Here is a 19520-nt window from a genome sequence, read left to right on the forward strand (position 1 = left end):
TCCTGTCGAACATATTGCATTTTTATTGTTCCATTTTGGCTGGTTCTCCTGCCAATATGTCTTCGGGAATACCGGGGGTCAAATCATGCGTACGAGTAAGGTGATCGCGATCGCGCTTGCGGGGGCAAGCGCCTGGGCGCTGCCGGGGATGGCGTCGGCGCAGACGATGACGAGCGATCAGAGCCTTCCCACGGAGGCCGGCGACACGGCGTCCGAGGGCGAAGTGGTCGTGCTGGGATCGCGTATCCCGCGTGTGTCGGGAGACGGGCCGGCGCCGGTGACGACGATCACCGCCGAGGACATTCTGCGCAACGGTTACCAGAGCGTGCCGGACGTGCTGCGCGCGATCACACAGAACGGCGGCGAGACCCAGAGCCAGCAGAGCGCGTCCGGCGCGGACTTCACGCCCGGCGCCCAGCAGGTGGACCTGCGCGGGCTCGGGCCGAACCATACGCTGGTGCTGGTGAACGGCCGCCGCATCGCCGACTTCCCGCTGCCGTTCAACGGCAACAGCAACTTCACCGACATCTCGAACATCCCGGTGGGGCTGATCGAGCGGGTCGAGATCCTGAGCGGCAGCGCGTCGGCCATCTATGGTTCGGACGCGATCTCGGGCGTGGTGAACTTCCAGCTCAAGTCCAAGCCCGACGGCACGCGGATCGATTATCGCTATGGCGCGACGGAGCGGGGCGGCGGGTCTTCGCACCGGCTGAGCGTGACCACCGGCTGGGAGACCGGCGACTTCCACGGCGTGTTCGGAGTCGAGGCGCTCGATCAGCAGCCGCTGTGGGCGTACGAGCGCAAGATCCAGGATTCGACGCAGGACGACCCCACCGGGCCGCTCGCGCGGCGCACCTTCCTGCGCGCCGACGAATATCTCTACTACATCGATCCGGGGAAGGCGACGTGCGACCGGCTGTCCGGCCTGAACGGCGGCAGCACCTATCATGCCGTGCGACCGGGGCGGGACACGATCGACGGCGACGGCTATTTCTGCGGCAGCGACACGTCGATCGGCTATGGCACGATCCTGTCCAAGCGGCGCTCCGTCAGCGCCTATGGATCGATGGGCTATACGCTCAACGACCAGGCCGAGCTGTTCCTGGATTTTCAGGCGAGCTATTCCAAACTCAGCCTGTTCCGCGACGTGCTCGACTGGTTCTACGTGGCGCCCGACGGGAACGAGGAGGGCACCTTCTTCAACCCGAACCACCTGAGCCCCGACCAGACCTATAGCGGGCTGCAGCTGGACAACTGGACGCGCCAGTTCACGCCCGAGGAGATGGGCGGGCTGAGCGCGGGCATGACCCGCAACCGCTCCACGACTTTCAACGTGACGCCGGGCCTGAAGGGCCGGTTCGGCGACAACAAATGGGGCTATGAGTTCAGCGTCAACCACGCCGAATACCAGTCGCGCGTGTCGTTCCCGCAGGTCGTGATCGACAAGGCCAACGCCTTCTTCCTGGGCCCGCAGGTGGGCGTCGACCCGGAGACGGGCTATGCCGAGTTCGATGCCGATCCGACGCGGCTCTACACGCCGCTGACGCCGGGCGAGTATCGCTCGATCACCGCCAATTCCATCTATCGTCCCAAATCCTGGGTGACCAACGTGGCGGCGACGGTGAACACCACCGAGCTGTTCCGCCTGCCCGGCGGCGCCGCCGGCTTCGCCTTCACCGCGGAGGCAGGCAGCCAGGGCTACAACCTGCGGCCGGACCCGCTGGCGCTGACCCAATATTATGTCGGGCTGGTCGATTCCGACGGCCGGGGCAAGCGCAGCCACTGGGGCACGGGCGGCGAGCTGCGGCTGCCGGTGCTGTCGTTCGTGGAGCTCGACCTGGCCGGCCGCTACGACCATTATTCCTTTGCGGGCAACGGCTTCGGCAAGTTCACCTACAACCTGGGCGCGGTGGTGCGGCCGACGAGCGCGCTGGTGCTGCGCAGCGCCTATGGCACCGGCTTCCGCGCGCCGGACCTCAACTATGTGTTCCGCGGGCCGGGCAACACCCACCCGTCGGCAACCGATTACTATCTGTGCCGGACCGAGCCGGACCAGCCGGAGGACATTTCCGACTGCGACTATGCCGACGAGGGCATCGTTTCCCGCCGTTCGGGCAATCGCGACCTGAAGCCGGAGACCTCCAAGTCGCTCAACGCGGGCGTGATGTGGCAGCCGCGGCGCTGGTTCGACATGTCGGTCGACTATTTCCGGGTCGCGATGAAGAACCAGGTGCTCGACATGAGCATCGACAACCTGCTGCGCGACGAGGCGGATTGCCGTATCGGCCAGACCGCGGCCGGATCGCCGGTGGACGGCAGCTCGCCGACCTGCCTGGACGCGCTGGCGCGGGTCCAGCGCTATTCGGGCGGCGCGCTCGACGGGCAGCTGCAGGGCGTCTCCATCAACCCGATCAACGTCGCGGAGGAGACCACCGACGGCATCGACGTGGCCGCGCACATCCGCGTGCCGACCGCGCAGGCCGGCAATTTCGCGCTGCGGGTGAACTACACCTATGTGCTGAACCACACGATCCGCCAGTATCCGGGCGATCCGAAGATCAGCAAGCTCGACTATGACAGCGACTATGACATCCCGCGCGACAAGGGCACGGCGAGCCTGACCTGGGATCTCGAGCGCTTCTCGACCACGCTGACCGGCCAGCGGCTGGGCAAGCTCCCCAACTACGACCAGGATGGCTACATCAAGGCGAGCTACCTGTTCAATCTGTCGGCGCAGTACAGCTTCACCGACCGGCTGCGCCTGTCGGGCACGATCAACAACCTGTTCGACCAGGATCCGATCAAGGACCGGACCTATGGTTCCTACCCCTATTACGACATCTCGTGGTTCGATGCGGTGGGCCGCAGCTTCTATGCGCAGCTGACGTACAAGATGGGGGGTGCGAAGCTGTGATGCGGATGCGGGCGACGGCGCTGGCGGGCGCGCTGTTCCTGGCGGCGTCGGCACCGGCGCTTGCCCAGGGGCTGTCGCGTGCCGAGACGGTGATGGGGCAGACGGTCGACGCCGAATATGAGCGCTCGGTCGCCCTGCTCGGCCGGCTGGTGGACCAGAACAGCGGCACGCTGAACCTGGACGGCGTGACCAGGGTCGGCGCGATGATGCGCGCCGAGCTGGAGCCGCTGGGCTTCACCGTCGAGTGGAAGCCGATGGCCGCGGTGCAGCGCGCCGGCCACCTGGTGGCGGTGCATGCCGGCAGGCCGGGCGGCAAGCGCATCCTGCTGATCGGCCACCTCGACACGGTGTTCGAGCCGAGCTCGCCCTTCCAGAAGTTCGTGCGCAAGGGCGACAAGGCCGAAGGGCCGGGCGCGGGCGACGACAAGGGCGGCATGGTCGTGATCGTGGCGGCGCTTCGGGCGATGCAGGCGGCGGGCACGCTGAAGGACGCCAACATCGAGATCGTCCTGACCGGCGACGAGGAGGATGCCGGCAGCCCGCACCGCATTTCCCGCGCGGACCTGATCGCGGCGGGCAGGCGTGCCGACGTGGCGCTCGACTTCGAGGGGCTGGTGACGGAGGGCGGGCGCGACATGGGCTCGATCGCCCGGCGCTCGGTCACCGACTGGCGGATTACCGCCACGGGCAGGACCGGGCATTCGTCGCTGATCTTCACGCCCGATCTGGGCGACGGGGCGATCCACGAGCTGGTGCGCATCCTGGCGGCGTTCCGCGAGGAACTGCCGGAGCCGAACCTGACCTTCAACCCGGGCGTGATCGCCGGCGGGGCGACGGCGAGCATCGACGAGAGCGGCAATGCGGCGGCCGCCGGCAAGACCAACATCATCGCGCGCACCGCAGTTGCGACCGGCGACTTCCGGACGCTGAGCGAGGAGCAGACCGCGCGGGTGCGCGGCAAGATGGAGGCGATCGTCGCCGCCCATGCGCCCGGCACCGATGCGAAGATCGAGTTCGGCGAGGGCTATCCGGCGATGGCCCCGACGGCGGGCAACACGGCGCTGCTGGCGGCACTCAATGCCGTCAACCGCGACCTGAAGCTGCCCGAGATGCCGCCGCTCGATCCGCTCAAGCGCGGGGCGGGCGACATCTCGTTCGTGGCGAACGACGTCGACAGCCTGGCGGGGCTGGGGACCGACAGCAGCGGCGACCATGCGCCGGGCGAGACGGTCGACCTGGCGAGCATCCGCCGCCAGGCCAAGCGCGCGGCGATCCTGATCTCCCGGCTGGCGAGCGAACGGGAGGGGGCCGGACGCTAGCCGCCGTGGAGGCGGATCGCGTGGCCGAGGGGATGCGGCGGCAAGGCCGCACAGGGGGCGGCCACGCGATCCGCAGAACCGGTCGAGGACCCGCCGTCCGCGCCGCCTTCGCGGGCCTTGCGCTCGATGCCGCGCTGGCGGACCGCGACGCCGAGCCATGGTGCGGGGTCCTGATCGTCAACCTGGCGTCCGGGGACATCGTCGAGTGGATCAAGCTCGACGGCTTCATCACCGAACTGTTCGATGTGGCGGTGATGCCAGGGGTGGTCTGCCCGATGTCGATCGGACCCGATGCGCCGGAGATGCGCTCCACGATCTCGTTCGAGCGGGAGATCGCACCGCTTTCGTGAGCCCCGCCACCCGCCGGGGAGGCGGGGCGCGGCCGGGGGAGCGTCCCGCGTCCCGCGTCCGGCTCCTGCGGACGCGGGGGAGGGGCGTGCGTGCTTACGGCGCCGCCTTGCCCCCGTCGTCGCTCACCTCCAGCCAGTACCCGTCCGGGTCTTGCACATAGATCTGGCGCACGCCGTCGAACCGGGTCTGCATGGTGTGCGGGTCGCCGGCGAGATTGGTCCAGGGCATGCCGTGGCGATCGAGCCATGCCGTAAGGACCTCCAGACGCTCGACGTGGAGGGCCAGGTGCTCCATCCGATTGGACGGCTTTCGTCCGGTCCGCCCGTCGAGGATGTGGAGCAGCACGCCGTTGCCGAGGTCCAGCCAGCGCCGGTTCTTGAGCGGGGTGGGCACGAGCTTCAGCCCGAAGGCATCGCGGTAGAAGGCGGCGCTGCGATCGATGTCCGCGGCCTGGATCGCGACGTGCTCCATCCGCGCGCCCGTGCCGCCCGGCGCCTGCGCTGCCGCGCCGAGAAAGAGCAGGATGGGCAAGAGGACCATGGGCTATTCTCCGGAAAAAGAGGCACGCGAAGAAACACTATGCACGGGCTCGCGTGGAGCTGCGCCGAAGCCACTGGACGAGGCAAAGGGCGAGAAGCGCGCAAACGGCCGCCGCGGCGAACGGGGCTGCAAAGGTCGACCGCTCGGCCAGCGCGCCTGCCAGCGGCCCCGCGAGGCCCAGGGCAAGGTCCACGAACAGCGCAAAGGCGCCGATCGCCGCGCCCCGGCTTTGCGGCGGCACCCTTTCGATGACGAGGACGCCGAGCGCGGGAAAGATCATTGCAAAGCCGAAGCCGGTGATGGCGGCGCCGGCGACTGCGGATGCAGGGTCGTTGGACAGGCAGATCAGCAGAAGGCCGCCGATCTCCAGGGCGAGCGACCGTGCGGCGATCCGGAGTCCGGTCCCGCTCGTGACGCCGGAGGCGAAGAGCAGGCGGGATGCGACAAAGGCGCAGCCGAACGCGGTGAAGGCCATCCAGCCGTCCTGCCAGCCGGACGCTACGAAGAAGAGGGTGATGAAGGTCGTCACCACGCCAAAGCCCATCGTCGCCAGTGCCAGCGCCGCGCCGAGGGGAAGAACGCGGGTGAACACCCGGCGCATCGGCAACCGAAGCGCAGCCGGCGCCCGCGTCGCCGGCTGTGGCCGGGCAAGCGCATAGCCGGCCACACCGGTGAACAGCATGACCGCGGCGAGGAGGGTGAAGCCGCCGATGCCCTGGACCAGCACCCCGATCGGCGCCCCCGCGGCGATCGCCCCATAGGTCGCGATCCCGTTCCAGGAGATCATGCGAGCGGCACTGGCATCCCCGACCCGCAGGATCCCCCACACCATCGCACTGGTGCTGACAAGACTTTCGCCGACGCCGAGGAGCATTCGTCCGACCACGACGATGCCGAGCGCCATGCCGGACGAGGAGAGCTGGAAGGCGAGGATCGTCGCAAGGCCGCTGGCTGCACAGCACAGAAAGCCGAGCAGCACGCCGCAGCGCGGCCCCGAGCGGTCGATCATGGGGCCGACCAGCCCCCGGCTGATGGTGGTCGCAAGATATTGTGCGGAGACGACCAGTCCGGCGACCGTCGGGCCGAAGCCGGCACGCACCGTCCAGACGGGCAACACCGCCAGCGGGAGACCGACGGCGAGATACGCTAGCGCCGTGTACCCCGCGCACGCCAGGACGCCGGGCCCCCGGGGGCGGGGCGTCGCCCGATGCGGCTCGGCGCCGTGATTGCCGGGCCGCCGCTCCCCGCTCACGCTTCGGCGACGCCGATCCGCGGCAGCAGCAGGTGCAGGATGCCCAGCGCGACCAGATAGGCGCTGCTGGCCCACAAGAAGACCGGCCAGTAGGAGCCGAACGACTCGAGTGCGTGCCCGACATATTGTGCCATGATCATGCCCCCGATCGCGCCCGCGGCACCCCCGATGCCCATGACCGACGCCACCGAGCTTCGGGGCACGGTGTCGGATACGACTGCGTACAGGTTCGACGACCATCCCTGGTGCGCGGCCGCGGCAAGCCCCAGCACGGCAACCGCGGCCAGCAGGTTGGATGTTCCGGTGGCCGACAGCACCGGCACGACGCACAGCGCGCATGCGAGAAGCGCGATCTTGCGCGCGGCATTGACGCTGAAGCCGCGCTTCATCAGCGCAGACGAGAGCCACCCGCCGCCGATGCTGCCGGCGTCCGCGAGCAGGTACACCGCGATCAGGGGCGGGCCGAACGTCTTCAGATCGAGCTGATATTGCTTGGACAGGAAATCGGGCAGCCAGAACAGGAACAGATACCAGACCGGGTCGGTCAGGAACTTGGCGATGGCGAATGCCCAGGTGGGCCGCTGGACGAACAGCCGACGCCAGGGCACCCGAACCACCGGCTCCGCGGCGGCATCGGCATCGATATAGGCCCGTTCGGATTCGCTCACGCGCGGGTGACTGGCGAGGGGGCGGTAGAAGACGAGCCAGGCCAGCAGCCACACGAAGCCGAGCATCCCGGTCACCAGGAACGCCGCCTCCCAGCCGAAGTAGATCGTCAGCAGCGGGACGACGATCGGCGTGGCGATCGCCCCTACGTTGGCGCCGGCGTTGAGGATGCCTGCCGCCAGTGCGCGTTCCTGCCTCGGGAACCATTCCGCGACGGTCTTGATCGCGGCGGGGAAGTTGGCCGCCTCGCCGAGGCCCAGGAGAAAGCGGGCGCCGGAGAAGCCGAACGGCGTCCGCACAAAGGCGTGCAGCATCGCCGCCGAACTCCACAGCCCGATGGCGGCGGCGTAGCCGGCACGCGTGCCGAGACGGTCGATCAGCGGCCCGCAGGCCAGCAGGCCCAGGCCATAGGCAGCCTGGAACCAGAAGACGATGTTGCCGTAGTCGATCTCGCTCCAGCCGAGCTCCTGCTCCAGCGTCGGCTTCAGGATGCCGATGATCTGCCGGTCGATATAGTTGATGGTGGTCGCGAAGAACAACAACGCGCAGATGATCCAGCGCACGTTGCCCTTGGGGCGGATCATCGCCGCCGGTCCGTTCTGCGACCCCATCTCTTGCCCTTCCCTGTGATCTAAAGGCCCTGCAAGCTTCTGCCGGCAGCCGGAAAACGTCGATGCTGTGGAAGGGCCAACCGCTTATGCGCTGGTCGCGCGCCGCGCCTTGGCCTGCGCGGTCAGCACCAGCTCGGCCGCCAGGAGCGCGCCTTCCTGGTCCTGCGCGACCGAGGTACGCTCGACGATGTCGGTGATGAACTGGGGGCCGAAGGGCAGCGGCACCTTCGAACAGTCGAGGTAGCGCGTGCCCTTCTGGTCGGCGAGGAACAGGTGGTTCCCCCTCGGGCGCCCCTCGATGTCGACGTATTTGCGCAGCTCGATATAGCCCTGGGTCCCCAGGATGAAGAGACGGCCGTCGCCCCAGGTCGGCAGGCCGTCGGGAGTGAACCAGTCGACACGGACATAGCCGGTGCCGCCGTCCCCGTGCAGCACCATGTCGCCGAAGTCCTGGAACTGCGGGTATTCGGGATGGGCGAAGTTGCCGATCTGGGATGCGATCACCTCCGCGCGCTTCGATCCGGTCAGGTAGACGAACTGGTCGGCCTGATGGCTGCCGATGTCGGTCAGGATGCCGCCGTTCCGCTCCGTGTCCCAGAACCACTTCGGGCGGTTCGGCGCCCCCAGCCGGTGGGGGGCGAGGTTCACGGTCTGGATGACGCGGCCGATCGCACCGTCATGCACCAGTTGCCCCGCCTGCACCGCTGCGGGCACCTCCAGCCGCTCGGAATACATGATCCCGAACTTCCGGCCCGTCTCCTTGATCGCGGCGCGCACCTGCGCCAGCTGCTCCAGCGTGACGATCGCGGCCTTGTCGCCGAGATAGTCCTTGCCCGCGCGCATCGCCTTGATGCCCAGCGGCGCGCGCAGCCCCGGCACCGCGGCGCTGCAGATCAGCTTGATGCGGCGATCCTCGAGGATCTCGTCCTCGGACCGGGCGAGCTTCACCCCGGGGTAGCGTTTCTGGAAGGTCGCGACCTGTTCCGGCACCGCCGAATAGAAGCTGGTGGGCACGCCGCCGCCGCGGATCATCGCGTCGGTGATGGCATAGATGTGGCCGTGGTCGAGCCCGATCACCCCGAAGGGGACGCGGTACTTGGCCTCCGGCGCAGGCCGTGCGGGCGCGCCCTCCGTCGGCGCGTCGCCGCGGGCGGCGGACTGGGCGAGCGCTTCGGCAGCAAGGCCGGACAGGCCCGCGGCAGCGGCCATTCCGAGCAGGGTGCGGCGGTCGGTGTGGGTCACGGCAGGTCCTCGGGCAGAAGGGAGGGGGGTAGCGAAGGGTCAGACGGTAACGAGGTCGGCGGGCCAGGTCATCGCCTGGCCGCGGTCCATCGCCTGTTCGCCGAGCAGCGACGCGACGCTCGCCTGATAGGCCTGGGCGAGCAGCCCCGGGAGCGGCCTGCCGGCGCGTACGGCCTCCGCGAACCCTTCGAACTGGAGCATCGTCTCGTCATACTCGCCCCAGCCCAGGGACTCGCCGGGCGTGGTGACGGGCAGTTCCGGAAACCAGGTGGCGCCGCCGATCGGGACCGCGCGCTTCTGCCCGCGGGCCACGTCCTGGCGCATGCGCTCCAGGGCGAGGACCTTGGGCGGTACCTCCGCATAGATGCGTCCCAGCTCGGGCTCGATCGAGCCCTTGCTGCCCTGGATCTGCTCCTCGCAGCCGTAGCGCGCGTTGTTGAGCAGCGAGGTGTAGATGAATTTCCGGCCGCCGCTGTATTCGTAGATCAGCGCGACATGGTCGTAGACCTCGCGCCCGTCCTTCCAGAAGCAGATGCTGCCGGAGCCGATCACGCGGGTGGGCACCGCGTCCAGGAACCAGTTCCCCACCTGAAGCTGATGGGTCGCCAGCTCCGTCATCAGCCCGGCCGAGCTGTCGCGGTAGAGGCGCCAGTTGATGTGGCGGTCGTCGGCGCCCTCCGGGACCTTGCGGCGCCAGCTGTTGTTGCGATGCCAGCTGGCGCGGATCTGGGTGATCGTGCCGATCTCGCCGGCCTTCACGCGCTTCAATGCGTTGAGGTAGGTGGGGTGGAACATGCGTTGGTGCCCGATCTGCAGCACCTTGCCCGCCGACTTCGACTTGGTGACCATCGCCCCGCAATCGGCGATGGTGCGGGCCATCGCCTTTTCGCACCAGACGTGCAGGCCGGCGTCGAAGCTGTCGATCGTGTGACGCGCGTGGAGATCGAGCGGGGTCGCGATCACCACCGCGTCCAGCCCGCCGGCGTCCAGCATCGCGCGATGATCGGTGAAGGCGGGCACGCTCGCACCGGCGATCTCGCGACCCTTGGCCAGATTGGGAGCATAGACGTCACAGACGGCGGCCACGGTGCAATTGCGCGTCTTGGCGATGTTGCGCATCAGCGCGCGGCCGCGATCGCCGGTGCCGATGACGCCGATGCGGACGCGGTCGCCCGCTGTCGTGGGTGCCCTGCCGGTGGGGGCCGCGTTCGCGGCGGCCACGGCCCAGGGCGCGGCGCCCGCCACTCCTGCCCCCGCCGTCGCCGCCAGCACCCGGTCCAGGAACGACCGACGCGAAAGATCAAAACTCTGGTCGGTCATGCAGCGAGAATCCTTGCGGGGTTTGGCCGGTGGGTGGGGCCGAGGTCGAAGCGGAAGCGGGACGTCGGCCGTCCGCGCAGAAGCCGTGCAGCTGCCGAGTCGTCGGCGGCGATCAATGCGGTGCTCATGACCTCCGCCAGCGTGCCGCTCGGCTCCACTGCCACGGCACAGAGCGGGGCGGTAACCGCCGTCCCAGTGTGGGGGCGGGTGGTCGCGGCGCGCTCGGGTGCGCGGGTGCCGGCACCGACCGTGGCGGATACGGAGAGCGCCTGGTCGACAAGCTCCAGCGTCAGCAATTCCTGCTCCGGATCGTCCGGATGCGGGATGGCGAAGGGCCAGCCGCCGCCGAGCGGATGCTCGCCCAGCACGGCGACGGAACTCTCGCCCAGCGTGAGCAGCGCGGAGGCGACACCGGCCTCGCGCAGAACGGCGATGGCGCGGTCCAGCGCGAACCCCTTGCCGAGCCCGCCGAAGTCGAGCGCCACGGGCCGCTCGGCAGCGATCCGGCGAGTATGCGCATCCAGGGTGACCATCGCCCAGCTGGCCCCGGTCCGCGTGTCCGCGGCGATGTCGAACAGGCCGTAGGTGTCGGCATTTCCCTGTGCGGCGGCGAGCACCGCGTCGAACAGCAGATCGTCGTCGAGGACTGCAGCCCGACCGGCCAGCAGCGCTTCGTTCATCGCGGTGGCCGGCGAAGGCCGGTGGATCGTCAGTGCGTCGTCCACCGCCTCGATCGCGCGGCGGGCGGCCTGCAGCGCATCATCGGCCCTGCCGTCGAAGCGGTGGAGCTCGACCCGCGTGCCCATGGCGGCGAAGCGCTCGGTGCCGGGGTCGTCCGCCATCGAGCTCAGGCCTTCAGCTCCCAGCCGGGCTGATATTCCACAGCCCAGAGCTTCATCGCCTCGGCGCTGGAGGGGCGGCCGGTCGCGGGGTCCACGGTGAGCGCCTGGCCCGTGCGATCGGCCATGTTGCCCAGGTGGCAGATGTTGGTGCTGATGTGCGCTTCCTCGATCGGCGAGTTGAGCGCCTTCGCCTTGCCGCGGATCACGTCGACGAAGTTGCCGGCATGGTAGACGTCGAGCACGCCCTCGCCGACGGTGCCCGTCGTCTCCGACGTCGCTTCCGCCGTCACGGCCCGCGTCTGCTTGCCGTCGAGGTCGTAAAGTTCGAAGCCGTTGCGATCGACGACCGCCGATCCCTTGGTGCCCAGCAGCAGGACGCCGCGCCCGCGGCCGTAACGCGGCATCGCATTGCCGCTCTGCCCGTCCCAGCGGATGACCCGGTCGCCCGCATAGGCGAGGTCGAGCGACATGGTGTCGTACATTTCCCAGTCGTCATTGTTGAAGAACTGGCGCGACCCGCGCGCCACCACCTTGGTCGGATAGGCGAGCCCCATCAGCCAGCGGGCGACATCGATCTCGTGCATGCCGTTGTTGCAGATCTCGCCGGTGCCGTACTGCCATACCCAGTGCCAGTTGTAGGGCACCAGGTTCGACCGGTAGGGCGCGCGGGGCCGCGGACCCTGCCAGAGGTCCCAGTCGAGGGACGCCGGCGGCGCGACCTGCCTGCCGTGCCCGATCGGCTTGCGCGCGTTGGCGTACCAGGTCTGCGCCTCGTACACATGGCCCAGGTCGCCGGCCCTCACGATCTCGAGCAGCTGGCGGGTTTCCGGGCTCGACCGCTGCTGGTTGCCGATCTGCAGCGTGCGACCGGTGCGCTTCTGCATCGCGATCATCGCCTCTCCCTCTGCGGGGGCGATGCCGACCGGCTTCTCGCAATAAACGTGATGGCCGGCGTCCATGGCGTCGGTGGCGACCTTCACATGCGAGAAGTCGGGCGTCGCGACGGTGACGACATCCACGACCCTGCGGTCGAGCAGGCGGCGGTAATCCCGCTCCGTCTTGACCGGAACGCCGCGTCCCCCGAATTCGCCAGCGCGCCTGGCGAGGACGGCGCTGTCGCAGTCCGCGATATGGGTGACGGTGACGTTGGGGACTTTGGTGAAGGCGCTCACATGCGCCTGCCCGCGGCCGTTCACGCCGACGACGGCGACATGGATGCGATCATTCGCACCCTTGATCCGCGCATAGCTGCGCGCCGACATCGCCACGCCCACCGTGGCGCCAGCGCCCTTTATCATCGTACGACGATCCAGCATCGCTTCCCCCCTCGACCTAGAATGGACGGATCTTGATCGAGCGGAAGTCCACCCGGTCACCATGGTCTTGCAAGACGATCGGGCTCTGCGGCCAGGTGCCGAAGCCCTGCCGGCCGGCGAACTTGCTCAGCGCGACCGCCTGCTGGAACGCCGGCGATCCGCGCTCGAACTCGACCATCTTGAAGCCGTTCAACCAGTGTTCGACATGGTTGCCGCGCACCACGATGACGGCGCGGTTCCACTCGCCCGGCGGGTTGATCCGCTTGCCCGGGTTCGGCGGATCCGAGAGATTCTTCGGCGCGATCAGGTCGTAGAGGGCCGCAAGCGTGCGATTGCCGTCGCGGCCCATCTTGGCATCGGGGTGCCGGGCATCGTCGAGTAGCTGATATTCCAGCCCGAGCGACTCGGTGCCGGGTGCCACGCGGTACTTGATGCCGCTGTTCGCGCCCGGCGTCAGGCGATAGTCGACCGACAGCTCGAAGTCGCGGAACGGGGCGGCGGTCGCGATGTCGCCGCCACCGCCGGTGACCGACAGGGCGCCGTCGGCGATCGTCCAGCCCCGGGCCGGGAAGCCGCCGCCCGTGACGCTGCGCCACCCCTTGGTGCTGCGACCGTCCCAGAGCAACGTCCAGCCGGCCTTCCGTTCGCCCGGGCTCAGCTGGTTGGCGATCCAGCCCTGCTGCTCCAGCCCGGTTTCCGGCAGGGCGTAGCGTGCCGGTGCCTGCGTGATCACGCGGACGTTCCGGAACCGCGCTTCGGGCCCCTTGCGCGCCTGTTCCTCCGGGATCGCGTGGACCTGGAAGGCGATGAATCCCCGCGCGTCGGCATCATCGACGATGTCGACGGCGGGAACGCCGTTGATCCAGGTGCGCAGCCGGGTGCCGATCGCCTCGATCCGGTAGTGGTTCCAGTCGCCCGACCGGAAGGCGGCGCGCGCGGGTTCGTTGCGGCCGAGCGAGTAGAGCCAGAGACGGCGCTGCTCGTCGTACAAGCCGCCGCTCCACGCCCGTGCCGACGGATCGATTTCCACCTGGTAGCCGTGCACCACGCCGTTGCGGTACTCGGGCCGGCTCTGGCCGCGCACCATCACGCCCGAGTTGAGCACCGGATCGGTCTTGGCATCGAACTCCATGATATAGTCGCCATAGGCGGCATCGGAGACGAGCCAGCTGTTGGTCTTGCCGGGCGCGGCGCGGCCGACCAGCTCGCCGTTGGCGATCGTATAGGTCGCGCTGCCGCCGGTGCTGTGCCAGCCCTGAAGTCCCTCGCGAGGCGTGATGTCCTGCCAGGGGGCGGCGGTCTGGGCCCGAAGCGGGGCCAGGGGCGGTGCGGAACCGACCAGGACGGCCCCCGTCCAGAGGGTGGCCGCCAACATGGCCTTGGTCACCGTGCCGCCGGCTTCGCCAAGGCGTGCAACCGGGTTCCCGCTTCGTCCCGCCATCATCTTCTCCCGAGCACGTCGATTGTTGCCGCGTGCCTTGTTCCGATGCGTAAAAGGCTGTCGGGCCACGCGCAATAGGGATGTCAGACATTTCTCAACACTTGCCTTGCAGAATCGAAGGATCGGGTTGACGTGACGGAGTTTCTTGCGGAGTTCGCGTTGAATTGACCGTGGCGCTGGTGCGCCACGTTGGAGGATTGGCAATCAACATGTCAGGCAACGGCGGCGGCAAGCTGTATCGCAAGGTCGTGCAGGCCATCATCGCAGACATCACGGCCGGTGTGTTTCCCATCGGCTCGCGCCTTCCCGCCGAGCGGGATCTGACCGAACGCTTCGGCGTCAGTCGCCCTACGGTCCGCGAGGCGATGATCGCGCTGGAGATGCAGGGGCTGGTCGAGTCGCGGAAGGGCTCGGGCGTGTTCGTCATGGCCTCCACGACCGATCCGGCAGGGGAGGAATATGACATCGGCGCGTTCGAGATCATCGAAGCGCGTCGCCTCGTGGAGGGGGAGGTCGCGGCGGTCGCGGCGACCGAGATCAACGACGCCCAGCTGGCGCAACTGCGCGTGCTCGTTGAAGAAATGAGCCAGGAGGACATCGCTGCGGCGGAGGACGCCGACCGCCGCTTCCATATCGCGATCGCCGAGTCGACGGGAAACGCGGTCATCATTTCGGCCGTGACCGACTTCTGGGACCTGCGCTTCCGATCGCCGCTGGCCCGAGAGGTGCTGCGCAAGGCGGGCAGCCTGGGCACGCGGGAGCGGCTTGAGGAGCACGGGCGGATCTTGCGCGCGCTGGAAGCGCGTGATCCCGTAGAGGCGCGACTCGCGATGCGCGATCACCTGTCCCGCGTGATCGACCACCTGCTCCACGTCAACGAGGCCGAGGCGGTGGAGCGGGCGCGGGCGGAAACGGCACAGCGCCGCCGGGCCTTCGCCCGTCGCGCGGTCTGACCCCGTCGCCGGGAATTACTTCTATGGTTCCGCTAACATCTGTCTGACGCGGCCTCGTGAAGTGGCAATACTGTTGTTGCCGTGATGCCGGACCACTTGACGACTATTGTCATACACCTTTCGCAGTGTTACCCGACAGCAAGATAGATGCCGTTCAGCGGCACATCACCGCCCACGACGTCCGGCGAGGACAAGGGGCAGGCAAAAGGGAGAGGCGGCGTGAGGCTGAACCGTGGCAACAGATATCGTTTGCTCGTCTCGACCAGTCTCCTCATCCCGCTTCTGGCGGCGGGCGGGCATGCACGGGCACAAGTCGGCCCCGCCGCCGAGGTGACGAGCGTTCCGGGCGCACCGGACGCGGGGCAGGTCGACGAGACGGGTGCCCCGGCGCAAGTTCCCCAGGAACGGGCTCCGGACTCCCCGCAGGCGGAGATCGTCGTCACCGGTTTCCGGGCGTCGCTCAACAGCGCGCTCAACGCCAAGCGCAACGAGACCGCGGCGATCGACAGCATTGTCGCCGAGGACATCGGGAAGTTCCCCGATTCCAACCTCGCCGAGTCGATGCAGCGCATCCCGGGCGTCGCACTGTCGCGAGGCGATGGCGGGGAGGGCCGGAACATCTCGGTTCGCGGCCTCGGCGCGCAGTTCACCCGGGTCCGCATCAACGGCATGGAAGGCGTGTCGCAGGTCAGCGGCAGCGACATCCGCGGAGGCGTGGCTTCCGGCCGCTCCTTCGACTTCGTGACCTTTCCGACCGAAATCTTTTCGTCCCTGTCGGTCCGCAAGACCCTGTCGGCCGATGTCGAGGAAGGCTCGCTGGGCGCCACCGTGGACCTGCGTGCGCCCAAGCCCTTCGACCAGAAGGGGGACGATCTGGTGCTGACGGGCACCGCGCGCGGCATCTACAACGACATCCGCAAGAAGGTCGATCCGCGCCTGTCGGCGCTTGTCTCGAAGAAGTTCGGCGACACCTTCGGCATCCTCGGCAGCATCGCCTATTCCAAGCGCCACATCGAGGAATATGCCTATTCGGCGGTCGATGTGGTGCCGACCACGGTGTACGGACAGGCGCAGCCCGCCGGCACGCCGAACGCGGGCGTGATCTTCCCCTTCTGCACCCCGGTCGGATATACGTTCAACGGGTCGCCGGCGACCAGTCCGGTGCCGGGCTATACCCAGCCCAGCGGGGTCCCGATCGGTGCCGATGCCGCCAATTGCAGCACCGGCAACCCGCGCACCGGCACGATCGAGGCCTATGACTACATCATGAGCCGCACCGGAGTGAACGGTCGTCCCGGCGGCGGCGTCTATCTGCCGCGCCTGCCGCGGCCGGTGAAGAGCAGCCAGGAGCAGGCCCGCCTCGCCGGGACGCTCACGCTGCAGTGGAAGCCGACCGACGCGACCGACATCTCGATCGACGGCCTCTACTCTCGCTTCAAGGTGGACCGCCTCGACACCTACTTCGATGCCCGTTCGTTCGGCCGGGCCATCTCCAACAACGGCCAGCCGCTCACGTCGGTTCGCGAGATCGAGGTCGATGACAACGGCTCGCTGATCCACGGGCTTTTCGACGGGGTCGATCTGCGGTCGGAGATGCAGGACGAACACTTCACCTCCACCTTCCGGCAGGCGAACCTCAACATCGACCACCGGTTCTCGGACACGTTCCGCGTCTATGGTCTGGCCGGCATCAACGAGTCGCTGCTCGACGTCGACCGCCTTCAGGTCGCGATCGATTCCAACGACACCCGCGACTTCTCGATCGACTTCCGCGACAATCCCGACATCCCGAAGATCGGCTATGGCATCGACACCACCGACCCGACGCTGTTCCAGTACGGACCGCCGCTGGCGAGCGGCGACCAGCGCGGGCAATTGTCGAACTTCATCCGCCGCAACCGCATCGTCAGCAAGACCTTCGAGCTGAACAGCGAGTGGGAGGCGGCGCCGAACTTCATCGTGCAGGTCGGCGGCCAGTATCGCACCAACCGCTACACGGCACGCGAGCGGCAGCTCGGCACCACGACACCGCTCGCTCTGCCGGCCGGCGTGTCCGTGTCCGACTTCACCTTCGTGACGAAGGGCGTGGGCAAGAACCTGGACGGCCAGCTGCAGGACTTCGTCGCGGTGGATCCGGACAAGTTCCGGAGCGCCGTCGGGCTCGACGCATATGCGTACTGCAACCTGGAATGCGCCCGCGGCACCTATGGCGGTGTGAGCGAGAAGTACAAATCGGGTTACCTGATGTTCAAGTTCAACACCGAGGACATCCTGCCGTTCGGGATCCGCGGTGACGCCGGCGTGCGCTATGTCCACACCGATCTCGACACCTATGGCCCGATCACGACTGCGAACCCGGCCGGTTCGCTCTATTCCTCCCGCTTCGAGATCACCAACGTCGGCCGCAGCTACGAGGACTGGCTGCCGTCGCTGAACCTGGCGGTCGACATCACGCCGGAACTGATCGCGCGCTTCTCGGCGGCGCGGGTCATGTCGCGGCCTTCCTATGGCCAGCTGATCCCCGCGGGTTCTGCAAACCTGGTCATCCAGACCGCATCGTTCAGCAACCCGTTCCTGGACCCGATCCGCGCCAACACCTTCGACGCGTCGCTTGAATGGTATTTCGCGCCGGGATCGCTGATCTCCGTCGCCTATTTCTACAAGAACATCGAGACCTACATCCAGACGACCAGCCAGCAGGTCGCCTTCCAGGACATCGGCCTGCCGCTGTCCCTCCTCACCGGCACGCAGCTGCGCCCGACCGACCTCTTCACCGTCCAGCGCAGCAACAACACGCCGGGCGGGCCGCTGCGGGGCGTCGAGCTGAACGTGCAGCTGCCGTTCCGCTTCCTGCCCGGCGCCCTGAGCAACTTCGGCGCGCTCGCCAACTTCACCCGCGTCCGCTCGAACATCGACTATATCATCTCGCCCACGCTCTCGCGCACGGCGCCGCTCGTCGGCCTCTCGCCGGAAACCGCCAGCGGGACCCTGTACTATGAGGACAAGAAGTTCAGCATCCGCTCGACGGTGAACTATCGGTCGTCGTTCCTCACCGCGGTGCCGAGCGGGTCGGTCGACGCGGACTCGACGTCCAACGCCAGCTCGATCTTCGTGGACGCCTCCGCCTCCTACAACATCAGCGAGAGCATCAAGCTGATCGCGGAAGTGTCCAACATCACCAATGAAACCAACCGGCTCACCGTCGACACGACGCGCAAGGATCCGCTGTACACGGCCTATTTCAGCCGGACCTACGCGCTGGCGGTGAACTTCCAGTTCTGATCCACGCATGCCGGCAGCGGCGCGGACGCCCGCGCCGCTGCCGGCGTCCGGCCTAGCGCCGATGGCGGGACAGGAACGCCCACATCGCCTCGTTGTCGACGACCGACCAGCTGTGCTGGCCACCGCGGGTCACGCGCGCCGCGACCGTCGCGCCGTTCTCGCAGCGCGCATAGCCTTGCTCATACACCGTGGCGCTGAGATTGCGGGCATAGGGTTCGGAGCAGCCGTTCAACGCTGCCCAGCGCTGCAGGGCCGCGGATTGCGGATACTGCCAATAGGGCGCGCCGCCGCCCGCGATCGGGTTGGTGGTGTCGGCGTCGCCGGCAAAGGCCAGGAGGGGCAGCGGCACGCTCGCGCGACACGTCTCGGCATCGGCCTGTGCGGGATCGGACGCGAGCGGGCGTCCGGCCCGCAGCCCGACCACCGGCGCCATCGCCGCGAAGCGGGGCGCGGCGACGCAGCCGAGCCAAGAGGCCATCCGGCCGCCGCCCGACAGGCCGGTCACGTACACGCGCCCGGCATCGACGCAGCCGGTTGCGACAAGCCGGTCCACCAGGTCCGACAGATAGGCCACGTCGTCGCGTGCGCCCTCCGGCGGCAGGACGCCGGTGACGGTCGGCACACCGGGGATATTCCAGACAAAGCCGCGTCCCGCCGCGATGCCGCCGTCCGGCGCCACGACGACGAAGCCGTGCCGATCCGCCGTGCCGGCGAGGTGGCTGTCGCGCAGCATGTCCGCCCCCGTGCCGGTGCTGCCGTGGAGCAGGATCACGAGCGGCATGGGCTCGGCCGCCGCCCGCGTCGCGGGAAGGTGGACCAGATTGCGTTCCGGCAGGGCGCCGACGTCGCCGAGGGAGCATTCGGCGCGCGCGACATGCGCTGCGAAGCAGAGGCTCAGGGCAATCAGAAGACGAAGAAGCGGCATGGTTTACGATCCAGGAGCTACAGCCAACTGCGCCCGGAAGCGGTTGCAACACCGATGGATGCCTGTCCAGAGCCTGCCGGCGGCAGGGGGCGCTCCCTCGGCCCCGCTTCTGGGTGATCGACGCCGCTATCTGCCGAGCCATCTGCCGATCCAGCGCCTGGGCGCGGTGGCGCAGCCTATGGGGTTGCGAACGGTTCAGATCGTCGTGTGCGGGCCGTCCTGCACGTCGGCCGCAATGATGTGGCGCACGTTGCCGCGATCGAGTCTGGAAGAACCGCGCAGACGCGCAGAGAGCATGTGGGTTGCCGGCCGGGCATGCGCCTCGGCTGTAGACCGGGCGGCGAAGGGGCTGGGCGGCTGCCTGCCAAGTCGCTGTTCTCGTTGGTCGGGGCGACAGGATTCGAACCTGCGACCCCCACACCCCCAGTGTGATGCGCTACCAGGCTGCGCTACGCCCCGACCGAGCGCTGCCCTCTATGCGCGTCGCGCGCCGCTTGCAAGCCTTAAGGACGCCCGTTGCCAGCGAGCCGCACCCATGTTAGCGCG

At 68.2% G+C, this 19520-nt stretch carries 14 protein-coding genes and 1 tRNA gene; 5 read left to right on the forward strand and 10 right to left on the reverse strand.

What is annotated here, in order from left to right:
• Positions 1 to 85: 85 nt before the first annotated feature.
• Genes EO081_RS01250 through EO081_RS01260 form a run of 3 tightly spaced genes read left to right on the forward strand, consistent with a single transcriptional unit; the run spans position 86 to position 4583 of the window.
• Complete coding sequence (locus tag EO081_RS01250; RefSeq protein WP_240697499.1) at positions 86 to 2914, forward strand: TonB-dependent receptor; 2829 nt, start codon at positions 86 to 88, stop codon at positions 2912 to 2914.
• Positions 2915 to 2919: 5 nt separating this feature from the next.
• Positions 2920 to 4233 carry a M20/M25/M40 family metallo-hydrolase gene (locus tag EO081_RS01255; RefSeq protein WP_129341382.1) on the forward strand — a complete coding sequence of 438 codons (1314 nt, stop codon included), beginning with the start codon at positions 2920 to 2922 and terminating at the stop codon, positions 4231 to 4233.
• A 20-nt stretch (positions 4234 to 4253) separates the two neighbouring features.
• On the forward strand, positions 4254 to 4583 hold the full coding sequence (locus EO081_RS01260; protein ID WP_240697500.1) for a DUF4915 domain-containing protein: 330 nt from the start codon (positions 4254 to 4256) through the stop codon (positions 4581 to 4583).
• A gap of 94 nt (positions 4584 to 4677) precedes the next feature.
• On the opposite strand, the gene EO081_RS01265 is transcribed toward EO081_RS01260, so the two are convergent.
• The 8 genes from EO081_RS01265 to EO081_RS01300 all read right to left on the reverse strand — a co-directional run bounded on the left by EO081_RS01265 (position 4678) and on the right by EO081_RS01300 (position 13814).
• Positions 4678 to 5124: a VOC family protein gene (locus EO081_RS01265; protein WP_129340146.1), complete on the reverse strand. Its 447-nt coding sequence runs from the start codon at positions 5122 to 5124 to the stop codon at positions 4678 to 4680.
• A gap of 37 nt (positions 5125 to 5161) precedes the next feature.
• Positions 5162 to 6451, reverse strand: coding sequence for an MFS transporter (locus EO081_RS01270; protein WP_240697501.1), 1290 nt, complete (start codon positions 6449 to 6451; stop codon positions 5162 to 5164).
• Positions 6373 to 7653: an MFS transporter gene (locus EO081_RS01275; RefSeq protein ID WP_165284427.1), complete on the reverse strand. Its 1281-nt coding sequence runs from the start codon at positions 7651 to 7653 to the stop codon at positions 6373 to 6375. Before EO081_RS01275 ends, EO081_RS01270 begins: the two co-directional genes overlap by 79 nt.
• Positions 7654 to 7737: 84 nt before the next feature.
• Complete coding sequence (locus tag EO081_RS01280; protein WP_129340148.1) at positions 7738 to 8895, reverse strand: Gfo/Idh/MocA family protein; 1158 nt, start codon at positions 8893 to 8895, stop codon at positions 7738 to 7740.
• 39 nt (positions 8896 to 8934) lie between these two features.
• Positions 8935 to 10215 (reverse strand): Gfo/Idh/MocA family protein, encoded by a 1281-nt coding sequence (locus tag EO081_RS01285; RefSeq protein ID WP_129340149.1) that lies wholly within the window; start codon positions 10213 to 10215, stop codon positions 8935 to 8937.
• On the reverse strand, positions 10212 to 11057 hold the full coding sequence (locus EO081_RS01290) for an FAD:protein FMN transferase (protein WP_129340150.1): 846 nt from the start codon (positions 11055 to 11057) through the stop codon (positions 10212 to 10214). Before EO081_RS01290 ends, EO081_RS01285 begins: the two co-directional genes overlap by 4 nt.
• A 5-nt stretch (positions 11058 to 11062) precedes the next feature.
• The gene (locus tag EO081_RS01295) at positions 11063 to 12373 is read right to left on the reverse strand and encodes a Gfo/Idh/MocA family protein (RefSeq protein WP_129340151.1); all 1311 of its coding nucleotides are present in this window, start codon (positions 12371 to 12373) and stop codon (positions 11063 to 11065) included.
• 16 nt (positions 12374 to 12389) lie between these two features.
• Complete coding sequence (locus EO081_RS01300) at positions 12390 to 13814, reverse strand: 3-keto-disaccharide hydrolase (protein WP_240697502.1); 1425 nt, start codon at positions 13812 to 13814, stop codon at positions 12390 to 12392.
• Between the two features lie 170 nt (positions 13815 to 13984).
• On the opposite strand from EO081_RS01300, the gene EO081_RS01305 reads away from it, so the two are divergent.
• Positions 13985 to 14767: a FadR/GntR family transcriptional regulator gene (locus EO081_RS01305; protein WP_240697503.1), complete on the forward strand. Its 783-nt coding sequence runs from the start codon at positions 13985 to 13987 to the stop codon at positions 14765 to 14767.
• Positions 14768 to 14986: 219 nt separating this feature from the next.
• Positions 14987 to 18049: a TonB-dependent receptor gene (locus EO081_RS01310; protein ID WP_206364335.1), complete on the forward strand. Its 3063-nt coding sequence runs from the start codon at positions 14987 to 14989 to the stop codon at positions 18047 to 18049.
• 52 nt (positions 18050 to 18101) lie between these two features.
• On the opposite strand, the gene EO081_RS01315 is transcribed toward EO081_RS01310, so the two are convergent.
• A complete protein-coding gene (locus tag EO081_RS01315) occupies positions 18102 to 18974 on the reverse strand; it encodes a CE1 family esterase (RefSeq protein WP_129340153.1) in 873 nt (290 codons plus the stop codon).
• Between the two features lie 382 nt (positions 18975 to 19356).
• Positions 19357 to 19433: transfer RNA gene (locus EO081_RS01320), tRNA-Pro, on the reverse strand.
• Positions 19434 to 19520 lie beyond the last annotated feature (87 nt).

The sequence above is a fragment of the Sphingomonas desiccabilis genome (genome assembly GCF_004135605.1).
Classification (GTDB): Bacteria; Pseudomonadota; Alphaproteobacteria; order Sphingomonadales; family Sphingomonadaceae; genus Sphingomonas; species Sphingomonas desiccabilis.

Excerpts from the sequence above, each read along its gene's own strand:
- EO081_RS01250 (WP_240697499.1), top strand. The coding sequence starts at position 86 with ATGCGTACGAGTAAGGTGATCGCGATCGCGCTTGCGGGGGCAAGCGCC.
- EO081_RS01255 (WP_129341382.1), top strand. The coding sequence starts at position 2,920 with ATGCGGGCGACGGCGCTGGCGGGCGCGCTGTTCCTGGCGGCGTCGGCA.
- EO081_RS01265 (WP_129340146.1), bottom strand. The coding sequence starts at position 5,124 with ATGGTCCTCTTGCCCATCCTGCTCTTTCTCGGCGCGGCAGCGCAGGCG.
- EO081_RS01275 (WP_165284427.1), bottom strand. The coding sequence starts at position 7,653 with ATGGGGTCGCAGAACGGACCGGCGGCGATGATCCGCCCCAAGGGCAAC.
- EO081_RS01285 (WP_129340149.1), bottom strand. The coding sequence starts at position 10,215 with ATGACCGACCAGAGTTTTGATCTTTCGCGTCGGTCGTTCCTGGACCGG.
- EO081_RS01290 (WP_129340150.1), bottom strand. The coding sequence starts at position 11,057 with ATGGCGGACGACCCCGGCACCGAGCGCTTCGCCGCCATGGGCACGCGG.
- EO081_RS01295 (WP_129340151.1), bottom strand. The coding sequence starts at position 12,373 with ATGCTGGATCGTCGTACGATGATAAAGGGCGCTGGCGCCACGGTGGGC.
- EO081_RS01300 (WP_240697502.1), bottom strand. The coding sequence starts at position 13,814 with ATGGCGGGACGAAGCGGGAACCCGGTTGCACGCCTTGGCGAAGCCGGC.
- EO081_RS01315 (WP_129340153.1), bottom strand. The coding sequence starts at position 18,974 with ATGCCGCTTCTTCGTCTTCTGATTGCCCTGAGCCTCTGCTTCGCAGCG.